Here is a 16,440-nt window from a genome sequence, read left to right as displayed (position 1 = left end):
GTCATCGCAGGATGGCGGGCGACCGCTCGGATCAAGGCCGACCCCGCGCACCACGCCCAGGCTCGCAAGGCCACCAGCGGCGACTTCGGGCCGGTAGAGGTCTCAGCATGAGCCCGAAGCGCGGTGACCGGGACACGGTCCCGCCCCCGGATGACGAATGGGATATCCGGTTCGGTACCGGTGATGCGGTCAGGGGATGGGAGGAGTTGTGCCGTCACGCCCTGGGCAACACACGCCGATGTTTCGAGGCGCCGCGCGCCGATCCACGCTCACGGGCGGATCACGAGCGGCAACATCGCCTACGCGGTGGCCTCGCGACTCATCGTCATAATGGCCAGGACCTGGAGCAGTGGGAGTTCGAGGTCACCAGCGACGGACGTGTCCGCTATGCCATTGATGACGCCACTCGCACTGTCCGGATCGTCTACGCCTCACCCCGCCACCCGAAAGACACCGACGGCTGAAGCCGGAGGCGGGGAGCTGATCGGGTGATCTCTTGTCCGGACCGCGGCAGCCTCCCTGACCCTGGTGGCCACTGCGGCACCGGCGGCATTGGAAGCGACTGGCCGGTGGGCCTGACCTCCGGTGAGGCGTAGACCTGCGGAGGCAGTGAGGATCTGGCCACGGCCGTCCGGTGTGTCCGGAGTCGATCATGGGCCGGGGGCGTCTGTGGCGACAAGTATCACTACAGGGTCAAAGCGGTCCGTCCGCAGCGTGTCGGGCGGTCGCCGGCCGCCATTTGAGATCAACATCCTTGACCGGAGATGGCGGCCAGATCCATGGCCATGTACTGCTTGCGGGCGTCATTCCTCCAGAACAGCAGCGGTCCGCCGGATGTGGAACCACCGATGCGGATGGACTCCGGCCCACGCTCGGCCGGCTCGTCCCTCTTCGGCCGGAGTACTGCTGTTTTTCCGGTGCAGCGGTCATAGATCACGCTGGCGTCTCCCAGCGATCCGACGTGTCGGCCCGCGAAATCGATCAGCCCTCCGCCGGACACCTGCGGCGGGTCGAAGAATCCGAACCTCTCATGGAGAAGGGGCTCCCTGCGGAACTGGCCGGGCACGGTCCTGCGCGCTGAGCCGTCCCGGCGCTGCACGATCACCTGTGTCAGCTCGTAGTTGCCGATATCGGCGCCACCGACACACCACTCGGGGCCACAGCGCCGGTCGATACCGTCGACGTCTCCTGCGGTCCGTTTCTCTTTGGTGATGAGGTTGGTGACGGTCTCTTCCCCGTCGTGGACCCAGGGCCAGGTGGAGATGTAGCCGGATCCCAGCAGGGTCGGCGTCCCGCCCGCGAGGGGGACGCCATGGACGGGACCTCCGTTGTCGTCCCACCAGACGATCTGATCGCCCACGATCTCCAGCCGGTACTCCTGACCGCTGTGGGTGCTGATCCCGACCGGTTTGGGCGACACCGGGGCCACGGACCGGACCTGGCCGCCCGCGATCGGCACCGTCCACAGTTCCAGCCCGGCGGTCGTCCGGTCCGGACGGCGGACTGCGGCGATCCACACGATGTGTGAGTCGCTCACGGTCACGTTCCGGATCCAGTGATAGCGCGCGCCCTCGGGGACGGTGGCCAAGATCTTGTGCTTGCCGGTCCGTCGGTCGTAGCGGACCAGGACCGGCCGCCGCTCGTCGGGATCCGCCAGCAGCACCTCATGCTTGTTGAGCATGGCCAGCGGCTGAACGTCACGGACGTCGCTGAACCAACGCGGTACCGGAAAGAACGCCTCGGGCCAGACATTCTCAGCCGCCGGTAGCGTCGGCGTCTGGGGAAGAACGGCCGGTCGGGTCACCGGCTCCGGGACGTTGACCGTGCAGCCAATCGCACCGGCAGTGAGCACGAGTACGAGCGACCCCAAATACCCCTGACGTCTCACGTGCTCTCAGACGTTTGGTCTCGCGAGCCGGTTCCCGGGGCCGTTCCCCTGGCTGCCGCGCCGCTTCCAGTAGTAGTGGCGAGTAGTGACGGTCAGGCGGTCATGCCGTCCCGATCGCAGCCGCAGGTTTGGTCGTCGAGCGGAGGATCGGCAACCCGCGGAAGGATTTGGACGCCCTGATCGTCGGAGTCGCCGATGAAGACGATCTTTACGGCGCCGCCAGGGCGACGGAGCGGCGACTCGGCAGAGCGGTGAACATAAAGCTTGTCGTCGGCCGGAACACCTGGCGGGTCGTCTACCGGATCACCGACGACAAGGTGGTCGAGATCTGTGAGGTCTGGGCGGTCGGGGAGAGGGCCGACGCGGAGATCTATGCCGAGGCCAAGGCGCGGTTCCGGGCGGCCGGCGGGCTCGCGTCCCGAGGTTGTCCGTCTCGGCGAGGTCATCGACCGTCTCGGAGCTCTGACCGATCACATTCACACCGGCGAGGTCCCCGCGCGGGAGCCGGTTCCCGACTGGCTCGCCAGTCGGTTGATCTACACAGCCGGCATGGCCCGTGAGGATGTGGCGGCACTCGACCTGGAGGAAGCCGTCGATCTCTGGACGGAGTTCCGCTCGGGGCCGCGTTAGCCCGTGGTCGCCGTTCACGGACTGGAACCGCGTACGGCGGGAGCCGTTCGACGCTGGGCCACTGCGGCATCGGCGTCACCAGCGTCAAGCTGGGTGACCCGTCCGAGTGGGGCGTCTGCGGACAGGTCCGGCCGTGACCGAGAAGTAGTCCGATGGTGTTGAAACCTCCGCCTCGGCGCCGCGGAGGCCGAGGCGTGCGCCTCATCGGGAACATCCGTCACTCTGACCCAGCGGCTTGTCAGCCAGATCCAAGAGAAAGCAAGTCGTGGTGGCCACCATCTGAACAGGGCCGCAGATCGCGGTCCTGTGCAACCAGATGGGGTGTGTGCCATGAGCGGCATGCTGAGGATTGACGATCTTCCCGCCGGGGTCTCCGAACTCGCCGGGGTGGACCTGGAGGCCGTCGCCGGTCTGGACATCGTCATGGCCAGTGACGAGATCCAGGCGGACCTGAAGCCCAGCTCGCCTTCCGTCTGCACCGCCAGCCAGCGAGGTGACTGCTGGACGACCTGACCACTGCGGTGACCCGGCCGCGATGACCGTGACCGGGTCCTGACAGCGACCGGCGGACGGGCTATCTCGGCCGCCCGGTCATCAGGTGCAGAGCAGGGAGCCGGCGTCCGCGGGCGCCGGCTCCCTGCGTGCGATGGCGAAGGAGCACGTGACCGTGTTATTGATCATCAGTAGTGCCCGCGACGACTCGGTGCACACCGTGCTGCCGAAGCTCGAGGAACGCGGTGTGCCGCTGCTGTGGTGGGACGAGGCCGACTACCCCGGGGCCTCGACCCTCACCACCCGCTATGCCGACGGCCGCTGGCAGCAGGAGCTCACCTACCGGGGACAGACGCACGACCTGTCGAAGGTCACGGCGGTCTGGCACCGCCGCCCCGACAAGCCGTCCGCGCCGGAGGTGCGGGAGCCGTCGCAGCGGGAGTTCGCCGAGCACGTGGCCAGGTTGGCGCTCCGCGGAGCGTACGACCTCATGGCAGGGGCGCGGTGGCTGCCGGCGCCGCCGCAGCACGCCCTGGCGGTCGACAACAAGCTGCTGCACCTGTACCGGGCCACCGAACTCGGCTTCTCCGTGGCGGAGACGGTGGTGACGAACGATCCGGACGAGCTCGTCCCTGCGTGGCACCGGGCCAGCGGCCGCCTGATCACCAAGACGCTCGAATACCGCCCTTTCACCCTTGACGACGAGGCCCGTTATCTCTTCACCGCTCTGGTACCCCGGCGGCGGCTGTCCGGCCGGCACCGGCTCCGTCACGCCCCGGCGATGTTGCAGCCCAACGTGGCCAAGGCGTACGAGCTGCGGGTGACGGTCGTCGGCGAGCGGGTGTACGCCGCACGCATCGACTCGCAGGCGTCACGGCTGACATCCCTCGACTGGCGGCACTACGACGATCCCAAGGTGGGCTACTCCGCCTACGACCTGCCGCCGGACGTCGCCGACCGTTGCGTCCGCCTGGTCGCCGGGCTCGGCCTCACCTTCGGTGCGCTGGACTTCATCGTGACGCCGGACGGCCGGTACGTCTTCCTGGAAATCAACGTGAACGGCCAGTGGGCGTTCGTCGAGCTGCTCAGCGGCCTGCCCATCAGCGACGGAATCGCCGACTGGCTCGCCGACGCCACCCTCCGCCCCGACTTCAAGGAATCCACTGATGCCCGCTGACCAGAGCATGCTTCCTCTTCCGGCCGCGTTCGCCACGGACCTCGCCGACGCGGTCGAACTCCTGCGCGGCCTGCCTGCCACTCCGGAGACCGTGGACGACGCGCACCGGAGCGTGCGGGCCTGGGCGGCCGAGCGGCCGTGGCTGCACGCCCAGCTCGTGGTCGACGAGCCACCCGGGACTGCCCGGGTCGGCTACGACCTTCTCCTGGAGCATCCCGAGGGCGGCGCCGTCGCGCTGTCGGCCGAGGTGGACGACGGCATTCCCTGGCTGGTCGACCACTCCACCCACTGGGCCGCCGCGAACATCCTCAGCGTCGACGGAGTCGGGCTGTCGATCGCGGCCGCGCTGTCGGCCATCCGATCCCTCGGCGCCCGTGACCGGCGAGTGCACGAGCAGTTGGTGGACCACCGCATCCTCCTGAACGAGATGGAGAACGACCCGCGCCCGGCGACCGACGCCGAGACGCGACAGGCCGCCGACGAGTTCCGCCGGCGCCGCGGGCTCACCACCCGCGAGCAGACACTGGACTGGCTCGCTCGGACCGGCATATCCGAGAAGGGGTTCTGGGGGCACGCCAAGCTACAGGCACGCACCGCTCGGGTCCGGGGGCGCTTCGCCGGTGAGCCCGCCCGGCGCTATCTCGCCGAACACCCGGAGGAATTCACCCTGCGACGCGCCGCGTGGGTGACCGGACCGCGGCCGGAGGAACTGCGCGCCCTCGTCGACGGCCCGGTGACGGAGTTCGTGAGCCGGGCCGCGACGGCGCTGGTGTCCGCGCCCGGAGCCGGGTCCCCGACCGTGCGGCGCGACGGGGGACGAGGGGCGCACCTGCAGGCCGCCGCGATGCTCACTTCCCGGCTGCCGGAGCCCCTCCGGACCGTACCTGAGGAAACGGCGGTCGGGCCGGTCCCCTACGAGGGCGGCCACCTGGCCGGGGTCGTGTACGAGGTCCTCCCTCCGGATCCCGAGGCTCCGGAGGTGCTCGACGCGGCGCGTGACGCGGCGTTCCAGGCGTGGCTGGACGAGCGGCGGCGCACATCGGACATCAGGTGGTTCTGGCTGTGAGAAGGCGAGTACCGCTGCGGATGCAACTCACCCGCAGTGAGTGCGGCGCCGCCTGCCTGGCCATGGTGCTCAGCGGCCTGGGCCGCCGCACCACCCTCACGGAGGTACGCGAGCATCTCGCCGAAGGCGTCGACGGCGTGAGCATGCGCGAGATGATCCAGGCCGGTGCCCGCTTCGGGCTGCGGCTGCGTGCCTGCCGCGCCCCGATGGACACCATCGCCGGACTTCCCACGCCGTTCATCGCCCTGTGGGAGAACAACCACTTCGTCGTGGTCGAGCGGGTCACCCCCCGCGGCATCGCCGTCCTCGACCCGGCGCGAGGACGGCGGTCGCTGTCGAGGCGGCAGTTCAGGACCGGGTACTCCGACAAGGTGCTGCTCGCCGACGCTCCCGCCGGGCTCACCCCCACCACCAGGTCCCGGCCGTGGCGGGTGCTCCGCCCGCTGATCACGCCCGCGCTGGCCAACCGGGGACTGATCGCCGCCGTGCTGCTGGCCTCGCTCGGCACGCAACTCCTCGGGCTGGCCGTACCACTGTTCACCAAAATCGTGGTGGACCGGCCGGCGGCCATGGACGTGACGACGCTCGCGGCGGCCGCCTTCTGCGTCATCGTCGGACACGCGCTGGTCTCGTGGGCCCGTGCCTGGGCGCTGATCAGACTGCAGACCTCGGTAGCGGCCGAGGTGATGCGCAAGCTCGTCGGCCACACGCTGGCCCTGCCGTACCGCTTCTTCCAACGCCGTTCCAAGGGTGACCTGCTGAGCAGGCTCAGCGGGGTCGCGATGCTGCGCGACCTGCTCACCGAACGGGCCCTGACCTTCCTCTTCGACCTCTTCACCGCGGTGTCGTACCTGACCCTGCTGTCCGTGGCCTCGCCCTGGCTGGCGCTGTTGACCCTCGCGACGGCCGTCGCCCAAGGCGCCGTGGTGCTGGCCACGGCCCGGCGCGGAATGCACCTGGCCCTCGCCGCGCTGCACACCAACGCCACCACTCAGTCCACCCTGGTCGACAGCCTCGCCGGCATCGAGGCCATCAAGGCCTCCGGCGGCGAAGCCGCCGCCGTCGCCCGCTGGCGTGCCCATCACGACGAGGAACTGAAGACCGGGGCGGCCCGTAACCGGCACGTGGCCGGGGTGCAGACGGCGAGCAACGCTCTGGGGATGGCGCTCGACCTGGGGTTGCTCGTCGCGGTGTTCGCCACCACCGGCGACGGCGCGACATTGGGCGACCAGCTCGCGCTGGTGTCCCTCGCCGCCTCGGCGACCACGCCGCTCACGTCGCTGCTCGGCATCGCGTACCAGCTCCAGCTCGCCGCCGCGCACTTCGGGCGGATCGCCGACCTGATGGGCACCGCGCCGGAGCGCACCGGCGGTGTCCGGCTGGACGGCCGGCTGCGCGGCGGGATCACCGTAACCGGGCTCAGCACCGGCTATGACGCCCGCACGCCGGTGCTGCGGAACATCCATCTGCGCATCCCGCCCGGCTCCAGGGTCGCGATCGTCGGCGCCTCCGGATCCGGCAAGACCACCCTCGGACGTGTGCTGGTCGGTCTGGTGGAGCCGACCGCCGGGCAGGTCTGCTTCGACGGGACACCGCTGGAGGAACTCGACCCGCAGTGGCTCCGCCGGCAGGTGGGGGTCGTCACCCAGCAGCCGCACCTGTTCGCCGGAACCGTCATGGCGAACATCGCCGGCTTCTCCGGGTTGAGCAGACCCGCGGTCGAGTACGCCGCCCGCGTGGCCGAGATCCACGACGAGATCGTGCGGCTCCCGCAGGGGTACGACACCGACATCGGCGAGGGCGGCGGGCGCCTGTCCGGCGGCCAGCGCCAGCGTCTCGCCCTGGCCCGCGCGCTCGCCCAGCGGCCCCGGATCCTGCTGCTGGACGAGTCGACCGCCAGCCTGGACGCGGTCACCGAAGAGCGCATCCGCCGGAACCTGCTCAGGCTCGGGCAGACGCAGATCATCATCGCCCACCGGCTGTCGACCGTCCAGGACGCCGACCTGATCGTCGTGCTCAACCGCGGTCAGGTGGTCGAGGCCGGCACCCACCACCAGCTGACGGCCTACGGCGGACACTACGCCGACCTGGTCCGCCACCAGCACCAGCCGGCCGGTCCCGCCGTGGCACCGATCCGCGGCCCCCGCTGAACCGCCGCTCCTGCCGCGCCCCCGGCCCCCGTTGAACCACCGCCCGTGCCGTGGCCTCCGCCCGATGCCGACCGCCGCTCTCGGCCGCCTCCGGAGCTCGGGCCACCGCCGCTCCCGGCCGCCTCCGGAGCCCGGGCCGGCGGTGGCCCGGGCCCGCGGTGGCGGAGCCGAGGGCGGCCGGATCAGCCGCGGACGGCGCAGAGGAGCCGGTTGTTGCCGCGCTGCCACAGGGAGCCGATCTCGGTGAAGCCGGCATCGCGGAGGGCGCTGACATGGGTGGAGAGCAGGGGGGACTCCGAACCGGAGTGGTCGGCGCCCGCGGTGGCGCGTGCGGAGCTGAGCTCGGCGAAGGCGGGGTCGGCGGCGACCGCGTCCCACCACTGGCGCCATTCCTCGGGGCGTCGGCCGGCGAACACGCGCTCGGTCGCCCGGTCGTGCACGGCGCGTTCGAGGCGGGCGACGGCCGGGGCGGTGTCGTCGGTCTCCATGTGGTCGCCGTTGAGCAGGAGCCCGCCCGGACGCAACACGGTGGCCAGCTCGGCGTACATCTTCGGGAGGTCCGATCCGGAGATCCAGTGCAACGCGGTGGTGCTGACCGCGACATCGGCCGGCCTGTCCAGGCCCAGGGAGTCGGCCCATCCGGGGGTGCGCAGGTCAAGGGAGACGAACCTCAGATGAGGGTAGGCGGCCCGGCCGAGGCCGAGCAGCAGCGGGTCCGCGTCGACCGAGATCACCGTCGCCCCGGGCAGCCGCTCCAGAAGGCGGGCGGACAGCGAGCCCGGTCCGCAGCCGAGGTCGATGACCAGCGGATCGGGGCGGCCCGTCGCTTCGACAGCGTCGATCAGCACGGTGAAGCGCTCCTCGCGGTCGGGCAGGTAGCCCTCCTGCTGGCGGTCCCAGCGTGCGATCCAGTCGAGTGCGGCATCGTGGGTGAGCACAATCATCCCCTTGTGACTGTCGTTTAAGCTTGTGGCAGTCACAAGCTAAAGTGCGAGGATGTAACTGGTCAAGTGGATTTCAACAGTCACGCTGATACGATCGTCCGGATGGCGGTGAGTCTGGTCAACGAGCTGACCCCCGGGGAGAGGCGGGGCCGCGCCTTCCCGTCGCCGCGCGATCTCGCCGCCGCCGCCACCGAGGCCCTGCGGACCGGCTATCCGAGTTACCGTGAGGTCACTGATGAGGAGGCCGGTGAGCTCGTCGAGATCGCGACGCAGCTGCGCGTGGTCTTCGACGCCGTCGCGACGGGAGACATCGACGCGGCGGCCCTGCAGGTCAACGGCCTCCTTGAGGCGACCCGCGCCCGGCCGCTGCTCGAACGGCACGACGGGGAGCCGTGGCACCTGCACTTCCACGGCCCCGGCGGCACCATGGCCGGCGAGTGGGCGGCGAGCTGCGCCACCGGGCTCGCGATCGTGCTGGGGAGCGAGTTCCACGACCGTCTCGGGGTGTGTACGGCGCCGCACTGTGACCGGGTGTATGTGGACGTGTCCCGCAACGGCACCCGCCGGTTCTGCGGCACCGCATGCCAGAACCGGGTCAAGACCGCGGCCTTCCGCGCCAGGGGCAGGGTCCCGTGACGGCGCGCTCCCGACGGCTGCCGACCGCCGGGCGGGTGCGTGCGGTCGGCTGAGCGTGCGGGTGAGTGCGGCGGTCGGCGCGGGTGGGTGGGCGGCCGGTTCAGATGGTGCGGCCGCCCCGCGGCCCGCGGTCCCCGGGAGTCGGCGGGTGCCGCATGTCCACCATTGTTCTCCGTGGGGACGTGACGTATGTTCCGGCTATAACACCGCCGATAGCCAGGGAGAAGTCGTGCCCGAACTCGTGGCTCCCCAGCTCGTCGTCAACAGCCGGATGATCTACTTCGGCTGGGTGCCGGCCGATCCCGGAGCCGTCGCGGCCCTGGTCCCCGACGGTCTGAAGCCCATGCCCAACCGGCAGGTCTTCATGAATCAGTACGTCGTCGACCAGCCCGAGCAGACCTCGGGCTTCGGCGCGTATTCGCTCACCTACATCGGGGCGGACCTGGAACACGCCTACGCCCCTGACGGCGTGACCCCCGGCCGCTGGTGGACGCACTACTTCAACTCCAGCGCGGCGGTGCGCGAGTACGTGGCCGCCCGAGGGGTGCCCGCCACCGCGGGCCGTACCACGATCGAGGTCAGGGGCAGGGAGCTGGTCGCGACGACCGAGTCGGACGGTGTGCCGGTGATCCGCACGACCGCGCGGGTCGGTGACACCGGTACGGCGGTCAACCGTGGCCAGCTGCGCTACATCACGGAGGTCGACGGGCAGAAGCTCAGCGGGATCTACCCCTTCGTGGCGGAACCGGTGGACCCGTTCGAGGTCGTGTCGCTGGAGTTCCTGGAGCCGGACCACTCCGTCTACGCCCTCCGCCCCGCCGATCCGCTGCAGATCGTGTGGGGCTTCTACTCGCCCCGCTCGTCCTTCACCTATCCCGGTGGCGAGTCGGTGATGACCTGACGCCCGGCGCCGGATGGAAGGCGGAGCCAGGTCATGGCGGAGCCGTCGGCGCCGCCGCGTGCGGCCCGGGGATGCCTCCGCCTCACGAGGGGGCCAGAAGCTCGGGTCCGGCTGCTCAGACCTCGATGACGACCTTCCCCCGAGCACGTCCCGTCTCCAGGTATCCGACGGCGGTCGGGATCTCCGCGAACGGGTAGCAGCGGTCGATGACCGGAGTGACCCTGCCGTCTTCGACGAGTCCGGTCAGCGTCACCAGGTTCTGCCTGTTCTCCGTGCATCGGACCACGTCCGCCACGGCCGTTCGCTGGGACACGAACGGCGACATCGCGAGCGCCGAGAACACGTGACCGACCGGTTGCAGCCATCGGCCGCCCGGTCCGCCGACGACGACGTAGGTCCCCCGGCGGGTCAGCACCCGCCGGCATGCCGATCCCGGACGGCTCCCCGCGATGTCCAGCAGGAGGTCGTAGCGCTGTCCGTTCCGCACGAAATCCTCTCTGGTGTAGTCGATGACCTCGTCCGCGCCGATCGATCGGACCAGGTCCACGTTCCGGGTGCTGCAGACGCCGGTGACCCGCGCGCCGAACGCCTTGGCGATCTGCACGGCGAAGGTGCCCACGCCCCCCGAGGCCCCGTTGACGAGAACGCTCTGTCCCGGCTGGATCCGTCCCTCGTCACGCAGGCCCAGCAGGGCGGTGCCGGCCGCCAGAGGCACCGACGCCGCCTGCTCGAACGACAGGCTCTTCGGTTTCGGCGCCAGTTCGCTCTCCCGGACGCAGGCGTACTCGGCGAAGCCGCCCTGCTTGGGCATCGCGAACACCTCGTCGCCGGGGCGGAACGCCGTCACGTCCTTGCCGACCGCCTCGACCTGCCCCGCGATGTCGGCGCCCAAGATGTTGATCTTCGGCCTGCGCAGTCCGGGGCCCCCGGGCATCAGACGCGCGACGTACGGCTCGCCTCTCATCAGGTGCCAGTCGTAAGGCTGGACGGAGGTGGCGCGTACCCGGACCAGCACCTCGTCGTCGCCAGGCACGGGAATGTCGACGTCGGTGAGCTCCAACACGTCGGGTGAGCCATACGAACGCAGAACGAACGCCTTCATCGCACTCTCCTCCTCCTCGTCCACCGCGGGTGCGGGTGTCGGTCATGCCGCGGGTCCATCGGGGCCGCCGCACTCACGGGATCGACACCGTGGCCCGCATCGACAGGGCGCGGACATCGCCGGCCGGACGGCGGCAAGTGTGCCCCGCGCCCTGGAAAATCAGCGTAGAAGGCCGGCCCAGCGGGCTCATCGGCTGAAAGTACGCCTGATTGGCGGATGATCGGCCGACTCGGACCGGGCCGTTCTGCCGATGAGCCGTCACCGTCCCAGCCGTCACGATCGGGTCATGACCGACGAGAGTCCGACAGGACGCCTTCTGTCACCGCAGCCGCCGCGCAGCGGCCTGCCGGTGGATGACCGGGACACGACGGGGACTTCCGCCGCGGCCTCCTCCGCCAAGGCGGATTGGCTCGTACCCGCCGCGTTGATCGTGCTCAGCGCTGTTCCGGTGGCCGCCGGAGCCGTCCGCCTGGCCGAGCTGACGGGCGGAGCGGAGATCACCCCGGAGAACGCGCGGTTCTTCGCGGCGCCCCTGCCCGTGGTGCTGCACATCCTCAGCGTCAGCCTGTACAGCGTGATGGGGGCCTTCCAGACCGTTCCCCGTCTCCGCCGGCGGAGGTCCGCCTGGCACCGCGTCGCCGGGCGGATCCTGATCCCGTGTGGACTCGTCGCGGCGTTCTCGGGGCTGTGGATGACCCTGTTCTACCCCCGCCCCGACGGTGACGGTGATCTCCTTTCCGGCCTCCGGCTCGTGTTCGGCTCGGCCATGGCCCTGGCCATCCTCCTCGGCGCCGCCGCGATCCGGCGGCGGGACGTCGGACGGCACCGCGCCTGGATGATCCGCGGTTACGCGATCGGCCTGGGCGCGGGCACGCAGGTGCTGACCCACCTGTTCTGGGTCCTGATCGTCGGCACACCGGGCGAGCTCCCCAGAGCGCTGCTCGTGGGCGCCGGCTGGGTGATAAACCTCGCCGTGGCCGAATGGATCATCCGTAGGCGGCCGGCCGGCCGGATCCGGCGCCCGGCCCGGTCCTAGACACGCCTGGTCGCATAGGCCCACATGGCGATCTCGACGCGGTTACGGGCGCCGAGCTTGGCCATCAGGCTGGCGATGTGGGACTTGACGGTGCTGAGAGAGATGTGGAGCTCATCGGCGATCTCGTTGTTGGTCCGTCCGCGTGCCACGGTGGCCAGGACCTGTTCCTCCCGGTCCGTGAGCACCTCGATGGGGCGCACCGGTGGTGTGGCGGGCCCGGTGCGGGCGAAGGTCCCGAGCAGTCGCGCGGTGACGCTCGGGGCGATGAGCGCGTCGCCGTCGGCGGCGGCGTGGACGGCCTGGGAGAGCATGTCGGCCCCGGCGTTCTTGAGCAGGAAACCCCGGGCACCGGCTCGCAGGGCGGCGTAGACGTATTCGTCGAGGTCGAAAGTGGTGATGACGACGACGGCGAGGGGGGAGTCGACGTCCGGTCCGGCGAGGGAGCGCGTGGCCTCGATGCCGTCGAGGCCCGGCATGCGGATGTCGAACAGGCACACGTCGGGGCGGAGGCGACGGGCGAGCTCGACGGCGCGGCGCCCGTCGGCGGCCTCGCCGACGACCTCGATGCCCGGCTGGGCGTTGAGGATCATCGTGAGCCCGGTGCGGACGATCTCCTGGTCGTCGGCGACGACCACCCGGATGCTCACCTCACCGCTCCGGCCCGGGGCAGGACGGCGGTCACGGTCCAGCCCCGGTCGGGGCCGGGACCGGCCTCGCAGGTGCCGCCGAGCAGGTCAGCGCGTTCGGTCATGCCGATGAGCCCGTATCCCGGCGGCGCGGCCGGGCGCATGAGGCCGCTGTCGCCGTCGTCGCTCACCCGCAGGCGCACGGATGTGTCGTCGGCGACGACGCGGACCTCGACACGGGTGGCGTGCCGGGCGTGCCGCCGGGCGTTGGTGACCGACTCCTGGGCGATGCGGTAGACGGCGGCCTCGACCGACGGGGGGAGGCCGCCGAGGTCACCCGAGATCTCCACGTCGACGGACGGGCCGGAGCCGCCTCGGCTCGCGAGCTGTTCGAGGTCGGTGATGTGGCGGCCGGGCGTCAGGTCCGCGCGTCCGTCCCGGCGCAGGAGACGGACCATGGCGCGCATCTCGTCGAGGGCGCGTGCCGCCTCGGCCTCGATCACGTGGAGTGCCTCGGTCGCGGTGTCCGGCCGTGATGCCGACGTGGCGAGGCCCGCCTGTGCCCGGATCGCCATCGCCGAGATGTGATGGGCGACGGTGTCGTGCAGGTCGCGGGCCAGCTGTTCGCGTTCGAGCAGCTTGATCTGGTCGAGCTCGCGTGTTCTCGCCCCGGCCCGGTAGCGGAGCGCCCCGCCCAGGGCGACGGCCGAGAACGTGACGGCGAACGCGCCGACCGTGTCACCGGGGGTGAGGCGGCCGAGGGGCAGCGAGAGGGAGACCGCGGCGATCATGATCGTCAGTCCGGCCGTGACCTCGCGTCCGGACCCCCACCGGAACAGCGAGTACAGCACGATCAGCACGTACGCCAGCGTGTATGTCTCCGGGGCGTCGCCGGCCGTCAGCAGCGGGGCCAGGCTCGTGGTGGTGAAGACGATCGCGACCATCAGCAGCGGTCTGGTCCGGCGCCACAGCAAGGTGGGCACCAGCCCGACAGTGACGATCAGCGAGACGGCCCGCCAGGGAAGATCCGGCCGCAGGACTCCTTCGAGGATCGCGACCGGCACGAGCACTCCCACGAGTGCCCAGTCCCGCCACACCCGTGACGGCGGGTCGGCGGGACGGGGCTCGTCCCACACGGAGCGGAAAAGGGCGAGCACGTAGACATGGTACGAGAGCCCATGCCGCTCGGGACGGCCCAGAGCGTGAGAGGTGTATTCCATCGTCGTGCGGCCCCGGGGCGGAGGTCCGTGCTTCCGTTGTCGCCGGGCGGAGGACCGTGCGGTTCCGTCGTCGCCGGGCGGCTCTGTCGTCGCCGGGCGGAGGTGCGGGCCGCGGGCCCGGCGTCATGGCGAGCGCCGGGCCGTCGCCTCCCGGCGGGAGGGCCGTCCGGGTCTCACGCCCTGCCGTACCACGTGACGGTGGCGCCGTTGCTGAAGGACCGGCTCTGGGTCGGGGTGAAGAGTGTGGGGCGGAACTCTCCGGCGAAGGCGGGCAGGCCGGCGCCCGCGACCACGGGGTAGTTCTTGACGATCAGCTCGTCGATCTCCGGGAACAGGGCCCCGGCCAGCTTCCCGCCCCCGCACAGCCAGATGTCCAGGCCCTCCTCCCGCTTCAGCCGGCGCACCAGCCCGACGGGGTCGCCGGGGACCAGCTCCACCCCGGGATCGGCGATCTCGGGGATCGTGGTCGAGACGACGTACTGCTTCAGGTGCGGGTAGGGGCTGGTGATATCGGCGTCGAGCGCCGGTTGGTAGGTGCCGCGGCCCATCACCAGCGTGTCGAAACGCCGGTTCGGCGCGTCGAGGCCGATCTGGGCGCGCACGTGGCCGGGGACGGTCTCCGGGTAGTCGGTGTTCATCCACGCCGCCATGTCGTCCGCCAGCGGGTAGAAGTCGAACTCGCCGCCGGGGCCGGCGATGCGGCCGTCGATGGAGAGGGCGACGTAGTAGACCAGCTTCCGCATACGATCACTCCGTTTGTAGTACTTCGCTTGTAGTGATTCAGACCGTAGTACTACAAGCGGAGTGGTGTCAACCGGAATACGCCGGCGGGGTCCTATCGGCCCGTGGAGGGCTCCACGGTGAGCACGATCTTGCCGGTGGTGCGGCCCGTCTCGCCGAGCTCGTGCGCCTTGGCCGCCTGCTCCAGCGGCAGCACCGTGTCTATCTCGGCGCGCAGCTCGCCCTCCTCGACCAGCGCGGCGATCGCCTTCAGGGCGGCGTGGTCCGGCTCCACGAGCATGGACTCCGAGCGGACGCCCAGCTCCTCGGCCTGGGCGTGGAGGTCCGGACGCAGATTGGACAGCACGAGCGACACGATGACGCCGCCCCGGCGCAGGGTGCGCAGCGAGCGCGGCCCGTAGTCGCCGCCCATCGTGTCGATCACCACATCGACGTCTCCGACCACCTCGGCGAAGTCCACGCTCCGGTAGTCGATGAGCTCGTCGGCGCCCAGCCCGCGCAGGAACGCGTGCTTGGCGGCGCTCGCCGTACCGATGACGTGAGCCCCCCGGGCCTTGGCGATCTGCACCGCGAGATGGCCCACTCCGCCCGCGGCGGCGTGGATGAGCACCCGCTGCCCGGCCTCCACCCCCGCGGTGTCCACCAGCGCCTGCCACGCGGTCAGCGCGGCCAGCGGGAGCGCCGCCGCCTGCACGTGGTCGATCCCCCGGGGCTTGCGGGCGAACGTGCGGGCGGGGGCGGCCACGTATTCGGCGAACGCGCCGTGGCCGTACGGGTAGCGCAGCATGCCGAACACCTCGTCGCCCGGCCGGTAGAGCGCCGTCCCGACCCCGACGGACTCGACGACGCCGGAGACGTCCCAGCCGAGGACGTACGGCGGCCGCCCCAGCTGGCCGCCCGTGGCGCGGTGCTTCCAGTCGGTCGGATTGACCCCGGCCGCGTGCACCCGCACCAGCACCTCGGTCGGGCCCGGCGCGGGGCGTGGTACCGCTGTCTCCTTCAGCACTTCGGGGCCGCCCAGGACGTCCTGGCTGATCGCGCGCATCATCGTCTCTGTCATGCCGGCAAGCATCGCAGTGGCCGGTTGGAGGCCGGAAGTGGCCTGATGGTCAATACACGAAAAGATCAGGCCAAACGGCATGGGGGATCCGCCGCCGTCTCAACCGCCCACAAGTACCGCCGTCTCAACCGCCCACACGTACCGCCGTCTCAACCGCCCACAAGTAAGCGACAAGTCCCAGCCAGCAGAGTTCGGCCGGTGGCGGAGACGCCGCCGGAGCGGACACCGGCCACCGGACGGCGCGGGCTCGTGACACCCGCACAGCAGCAGGGAAGCGATGATGACTCAAGCAGACGAGCCGTATGTGCCCAGACGGCTGTCCGATCCCGCGGACGATCCACAACCGCCCGAGGAACCGTCAGGCTGCACGGGCAGGCTCGCCGCCGTCCTGATCACCGTCGTCCTGCTCTCCGTGCTGGGCGTGAGCTTCTGGTCGGCGTGGCGCCCTGAGGACGACGGCCGCCGGGAGAGCTCGGCCCACTGCGTGGATCTGGACTCGCTCGGGGCCGACGGCGGCTACCGGGTCGTCGACGACGAGAGGTGCCGGGCCGGCGACGACGGGTCCGGCCGCGGCTCCTACGGCTGGTACTACGGGGGTGACCGCACCGGCGACCGGGTGTCCTCCGGGAGCACCGTCCGGCCGCCCGGCCGCAAGGGCTCCGGCGTCGGTGGCGGGGACTCCGACATCCTCAGCCGCGTCGACGAGGTGATCGGATCCCTGTTCGGCGGCCATGGCTCGCGCAGATACTGACCGGTCGCCGGTGGAGGTGG

Annotated in this window: 16 protein-coding genes; 9 read left to right on the top strand and 7 right to left on the bottom strand. The window is 70.8% G+C overall.

Annotated features, from left to right (window positions below; genetic code table 11):
* The first annotated feature begins 107 nt into the window (after nucleotides 1–107).
* Complete coding sequence (locus tag ACWDS7_RS13935) at nucleotides 108–464, top strand: hypothetical protein (protein ID WP_451929574.1); 357 nt, start codon at nucleotides 108–110, stop codon at nucleotides 462–464.
* 281 nt (nucleotides 465–745) lie between these two features.
* Here ACWDS7_RS13935 and ACWDS7_RS13930 read toward each other — a convergent pair whose 3' ends face one another.
* The gene (locus ACWDS7_RS13930; RefSeq protein ID WP_451929573.1) at nucleotides 746–1,681 is read right to left on the bottom strand and encodes a hypothetical protein; all 936 of its coding nucleotides are present in this window, start codon (nucleotides 1,679–1,681) and stop codon (nucleotides 746–748) included.
* Nucleotides 1,682–2,857: 1,176 nt separating this feature from the next.
* Here ACWDS7_RS13930 and ACWDS7_RS13925 point away from each other — a divergent pair.
* From ACWDS7_RS13925 to ACWDS7_RS13910, 4 genes are all read left to right on the top strand, one after another.
* Entirely contained in the window at nucleotides 2,858–3,031 is a 174-nt protein-coding gene (locus ACWDS7_RS13925; protein ID WP_451929572.1) for a hypothetical protein, read from the top strand.
* A 148-nt stretch (nucleotides 3,032–3,179) separates the two neighbouring features.
* Nucleotides 3,180–4,187, top strand: coding sequence for an MvdC/MvdD family ATP grasp protein (locus ACWDS7_RS13920; protein WP_451929571.1), 1,008 nt, complete (start codon nucleotides 3,180–3,182; stop codon nucleotides 4,185–4,187).
* A complete protein-coding gene (locus ACWDS7_RS13915; RefSeq protein WP_451929570.1) occupies nucleotides 4,177–5,253 on the top strand; it encodes a TIGR04500 family putative peptide maturation system protein in 1,077 nt (358 codons plus the stop codon). The genes ACWDS7_RS13920 and ACWDS7_RS13915 overlap by 11 nt, the downstream gene beginning before the upstream one ends.
* Nucleotides 5,250–7,403 carry a peptidase domain-containing ABC transporter gene (locus tag ACWDS7_RS13910; protein ID WP_451929569.1) on the top strand — a complete coding sequence of 718 codons (2,154 nt, stop codon included), beginning with the start codon at nucleotides 5,250–5,252 and terminating at the stop codon, nucleotides 7,401–7,403. Before ACWDS7_RS13915 ends, ACWDS7_RS13910 begins: the two co-directional genes overlap by 4 nt.
* Before the next feature lie 182 nt (nucleotides 7,404–7,585).
* On the opposite strand, the gene ACWDS7_RS13905 is transcribed toward ACWDS7_RS13910, so the two are convergent.
* Nucleotides 7,586–8,347: a class I SAM-dependent methyltransferase gene (locus tag ACWDS7_RS13905; protein WP_451929568.1), complete on the bottom strand. Its 762-nt coding sequence runs from the start codon at nucleotides 8,345–8,347 to the stop codon at nucleotides 7,586–7,588.
* 102 nt (nucleotides 8,348–8,449) lie between these two features.
* On the opposite strand from ACWDS7_RS13905, the gene ACWDS7_RS13900 reads away from it, so the two are divergent.
* Nucleotides 8,450–8,983 carry a CGNR zinc finger domain-containing protein gene (locus tag ACWDS7_RS13900; protein WP_451929567.1) on the top strand — a complete coding sequence of 178 codons (534 nt, stop codon included), beginning with the start codon at nucleotides 8,450–8,452 and terminating at the stop codon, nucleotides 8,981–8,983.
* Nucleotides 8,984–9,212: 229 nt separating this feature from the next.
* On the top strand, nucleotides 9,213–9,884 hold the full coding sequence (locus tag ACWDS7_RS13895; protein WP_451929566.1) for a hypothetical protein: 672 nt from the start codon (nucleotides 9,213–9,215) through the stop codon (nucleotides 9,882–9,884).
* Between the two features lie 115 nt (nucleotides 9,885–9,999).
* On the opposite strand, the gene ACWDS7_RS13890 is transcribed toward ACWDS7_RS13895, so the two are convergent.
* Nucleotides 10,000–10,986, bottom strand: coding sequence for an NAD(P)-dependent alcohol dehydrogenase (locus tag ACWDS7_RS13890; RefSeq protein ID WP_451929565.1), 987 nt, complete (start codon nucleotides 10,984–10,986; stop codon nucleotides 10,000–10,002).
* A gap of 286 nt (nucleotides 10,987–11,272) precedes the next feature.
* Between ACWDS7_RS13890 and ACWDS7_RS13885 the strand changes: the two genes are divergently transcribed.
* Nucleotides 11,273–12,022 (top strand): DUF2306 domain-containing protein, encoded by a 750-nt coding sequence (locus ACWDS7_RS13885; protein WP_451929564.1) that lies wholly within the window; start codon nucleotides 11,273–11,275, stop codon nucleotides 12,020–12,022.
* Here the strand turns inward: ACWDS7_RS13885 and ACWDS7_RS13880 are convergent.
* The 4 genes from ACWDS7_RS13880 to ACWDS7_RS13865 all read right to left on the bottom strand — a co-directional run bounded on the left by ACWDS7_RS13880 (nucleotide 12,019) and on the right by ACWDS7_RS13865 (nucleotide 15,669).
* Nucleotides 12,019–12,669 carry a response regulator gene (locus ACWDS7_RS13880; protein WP_306860337.1) on the bottom strand — a complete coding sequence of 217 codons (651 nt, stop codon included), beginning with the start codon at nucleotides 12,667–12,669 and terminating at the stop codon, nucleotides 12,019–12,021. The genes ACWDS7_RS13885 and ACWDS7_RS13880 overlap by 4 nt on opposite strands.
* Nucleotides 12,666–13,805: a sensor histidine kinase gene (locus tag ACWDS7_RS13875; protein WP_451929563.1), complete on the bottom strand. Its 1,140-nt coding sequence runs from the start codon at nucleotides 13,803–13,805 to the stop codon at nucleotides 12,666–12,668. The genes ACWDS7_RS13880 and ACWDS7_RS13875 overlap by 4 nt, the downstream gene beginning before the upstream one ends.
* Nucleotides 13,806–14,041: 236 nt before the next feature.
* Complete coding sequence (locus ACWDS7_RS13870; RefSeq protein ID WP_451929562.1) at nucleotides 14,042–14,611, bottom strand: dihydrofolate reductase family protein; 570 nt, start codon at nucleotides 14,609–14,611, stop codon at nucleotides 14,042–14,044.
* Between the two features lie 92 nt (nucleotides 14,612–14,703).
* Nucleotides 14,704–15,669: an NADP-dependent oxidoreductase gene (locus ACWDS7_RS13865; RefSeq protein WP_451929561.1), complete on the bottom strand. Its 966-nt coding sequence runs from the start codon at nucleotides 15,667–15,669 to the stop codon at nucleotides 14,704–14,706.
* A gap of 277 nt (nucleotides 15,670–15,946) precedes the next feature.
* Between ACWDS7_RS13865 and ACWDS7_RS13860 the strand changes: the two genes are divergently transcribed.
* Entirely contained in the window at nucleotides 15,947–16,420 is a 474-nt protein-coding gene (locus ACWDS7_RS13860) for a hypothetical protein (protein WP_451929560.1), read from the top strand.
* The last annotated feature ends 20 nt before the right edge of the window (nucleotides 16,421–16,440 follow it).

Source organism: Streptosporangium sp. NPDC003464 (assembly GCF_053588315.1).
The sequence above is the reverse complement of the archived record's forward strand: the minus strand, read 5'-3'. Positions and strand labels throughout refer to the sequence as shown.